Genomic DNA, 3298 nt, shown 5'->3' with positions numbered 1-3298 from the left:
AAAGTGACCTAAAATTAAATGACCTTTTGACCTAATTTTCAGTTGACAAATACAATTATATTTCTTAAGTTTATAATATAATGTTTGCCTTGGTATGCTCAGATATTCTGATGTTTTTAGTATGTTATATCTACATATCTTTAAGGCATCTTTAATTAATTTACATTCGTAATTATCAACTAAAGTTGTCAAAGAACTATCTACTATACATTCATTTGTATTGCTATCAACCGATTTTAATAAATATTGCGGAAGATTGTCTGTATTTAAAACACCTTCCTCTGAAAAATTTAATGAATATTCAATAACATTTTTCAGCTCCCTAACATTTCCCTTCCACTCATAGTTATTTAAAATTTGCAATACATCTTTAGATATGCCGGTAATATTTTTGTTTAAAATTGAGTTGTATTGTTTTATATAATAATCTACTAATACTTTTATATCTTCTTTCCTATCTTTTAAAGGAGGTACATTAAAACTTATAACATTCAGCCTGTAATATAAATCTGATCTAAATTCACCCTTGTCCACCTTTTTCTCTAAATCCTCATTAGTAGATGCAATTATTCGTATGTCAGTGTCTCTTTCAATATTTTCACCAATTCTCATAATACTTTTATTTTCCAATGTTCTTAGTAACTTACTTTGCAAATCAAATGGAATTGAATTTATTTCATCAAGGAAAATAGTACCTCCATTTGCTGATTCAAATAAACCTTCCCTATCTATTGATCCGGTGAAGCTACCCTTAGCAGTTCCGAAAAGAATACTCTCCATAATTGAACTTGGTATGGCAGCACAATTTTGTATAACAAATGGTTTATTTCTCCTCATGCTGTTGCTATGTATTGAATGAGCTATTAACTCTTTTCCTGTCCCTGTTTCTCCTACTATAAGCACATTGGATTCACTTTTTGAAACTTTTTTTAGAATTTCTAAGCTTTTCTTAAATTCCTGATTTTCAGTAATAATATCTTCAAAATTATACCTTGAAGAAGCTTTCTTAATTTTCTTTTTTATAGATTTACTTGATAGTTCTACAGATATTATTATACCACCAAGGACACCTGTTTCGTTTATTAATGGGAAGGCATTATTTAGACAATTCTTTTTATTTCCATCAACATTAAAACTCTGATATTCATTTAATATTGGCTCTTTTTTATCCATTGCCCTAAACACGGTAAAATCTTCTCTTGTAAAAAAAGGATATAATTCATAAATATATCGACCTATGACGTTCTCTTTTTTTAACATATTTAAATTATCATCATAGTCGTCGTAATACAAAACCTTTCCATTCTTGTCAATAATAAGAATCAAGTCACTATCATAAAATAATTCTTTAAATCCGGTACTATTCAATTTCATCACTCCTTAATTCTAAAAATCTATAAAATATTTTTAAAATTCGTCACTAATATTATATATTAAATCTTAAAAATTGAAAACATTTCTTTAAATTTAAAATCAGTAATTGTTTCCAATGCATATATCGGTATTAATTGGAAACTTTTTATTAAAAAATTTAACCTATCTGTTATTCCTTCTTTAATTATTTCAATGATAGCAGATAGATTAGCAGCTTGACCTCCTTTTTCTGTCTATATATCCGTGATGGTAAAGCACCCTCCACACGGTCTCCTGAACCCGTGTGGTTATAAAATTATAGCACATTTTTATCTTCAAAATGAAACCAACATAATTTTAAACATAAAATCTCTTCTTTGGCTAAAGTTATATTAAAAGCTGGCGATATAATTTAAGTACAAAAAATAAAAATATAAGGGTGATGATCATATGGAAAAAAAAGAAAAACAAAATTCAATTGCACTTAATAAAAGAATGGCAATAGGATTCGGCATAATAACCACATTAACTATCTTAGTATCTTTAATAAGCCTTTTCACCATCTATAAACTATATTTGGCAAATAATGTTTCATTAAAGCTGTTTACGGTTTTTTCAGCCACAATGCTGTTCTTCATTATTGTCTCAGTTGTTTCAGGTTCAATAATCTGTAAAATATTAAATAAAAGTATTGTAAGACCTCTGAAAATACTTAATAACATTGCAAAACAGCTCTCCGTGGGGGATGCAAGTGCAAATGTACGTGTCCTTACAAATGATGAAATCGGAGAATTGATGAATTCCTTTAAAGAAATGGTAGAAAACACAAGGGCACAGACTCAGGCGGCTGAAGCTATAGCAGACGGAAACCTGACAGTTGATGTAAAAATAAATTCGGAAAAGGACGTTTTGAGTATTGCTCTGAACAACATTTTAGAAAAAAACAATATCATTCTTTCCCAAATATACGATGCATCAAGACAGATTGTAACCGGAGCAGGTCAAATATCTGATTCAAGCATACACCTTGCAGAGGGAGCATGCCAGCAGGCAAGTTCACTTCAGGAGCTTACTGCCACTATAGAGGAAGTGAAAGGACAGATTAATTTAAGTGTAGATAATGCGGATAAAGTAAAGACATGCGCGAATGGTGTTAAAGACGGGGCAATTGACGGTAATAAACACATGGAAGAAATGCTCAAGGCAATGGATGAAATTAACGTTTCGTCTTCAAATATTTCAAAGGTGATAAAAGCGATTGAAGACATTGCATTTCAAACAAATATATTGTCATTAAACGCTGCGGTGGAAGCAGCAAGAGCAGGACAATACGGAAAGGGTTTTGCTGTTGTGGCTGAAGAAGTAAGGAATTTGGCGTCGCGTTCGGCAGAAGCCGCCAAAGAAACCACAGACATGATAAAAAATTCCATACAAAGAGCCGAATACGGCTCAAAAATTGCGAAAATTACTGCAAATGCATTCAATGAAATAGTAGGAGGAATAGAGCAGGTTGCCGGGTTAGTCGGAGAAATTGCTGATGCATCAGTTGGACAATCATCCAGCATAGATCAGATTAACAACGGAATCGTCCAGGTATCCGATGTTGTTCAATCAAATTCAGCGGCATCGGAGGAAAGTGCGGCTGCCATAGAAGAGCTTTATAAGCAGGCAGAAACGCTGACAGACATGGTACAAACCTTCAAATTGAAAGCAACCTGTTAATTAAACAGATGACTGCCGGTCAGGCATGTCATCTGTTGATTTATGTCACTCCGACATAACTTTCAGTATATCTCATTAGGTCAATTATTTGGTGTTAAAATAATCCCCGTAATGGATTTCAATTCCCTATAAGTAATCCTATAAACTGCAACCATTACAGCAAAAGCCACAGATGGAAGTAAATTTCAAATCCTTATAGGTAATCTATAAACTAAAGCTGTTG

General features: G+C 32.1%; 2 protein-coding genes. One reads left to right on the top strand and one right to left on the bottom strand.

Features of this window, described 5'->3' with window-relative positions:
- Positions 1–1368 (bottom strand): sigma 54-interacting transcriptional regulator (locus tag RT412_RS06500; protein WP_313413114.1); only part of this gene is annotated, 1368 nt, incomplete at its 3' end.
- Positions 1369–1803: 435 nt separating this feature from the next.
- Here RT412_RS06500 and RT412_RS06495 point away from each other — a divergent pair.
- Entirely contained in the window at positions 1804–3075 is a 1272-nt protein-coding gene (locus RT412_RS06495; RefSeq protein WP_313345953.1) for a HAMP domain-containing methyl-accepting chemotaxis protein, read from the top strand.
- Positions 3076–3298 lie beyond the last annotated feature (223 nt).

Source organism: Sedimentibacter sp. (assembly GCF_032080165.1).
In the GTDB taxonomy this organism is placed as follows: Bacteria; Bacillota; Clostridia; order Tissierellales; family Sedimentibacteraceae; genus Sedimentibacter.
This window is presented reverse-complemented; position numbering and strand designations above follow the sequence as displayed.

What these genes read in the sequence shown, in the direction of transcription:
- RT412_RS06495 (WP_313345953.1), top strand. Translation starts at nt 1,804, where the DNA reads ATGGAAAAAAAAGAAAAACAAAATTCAATTGCACTTAATAAAAGAATG.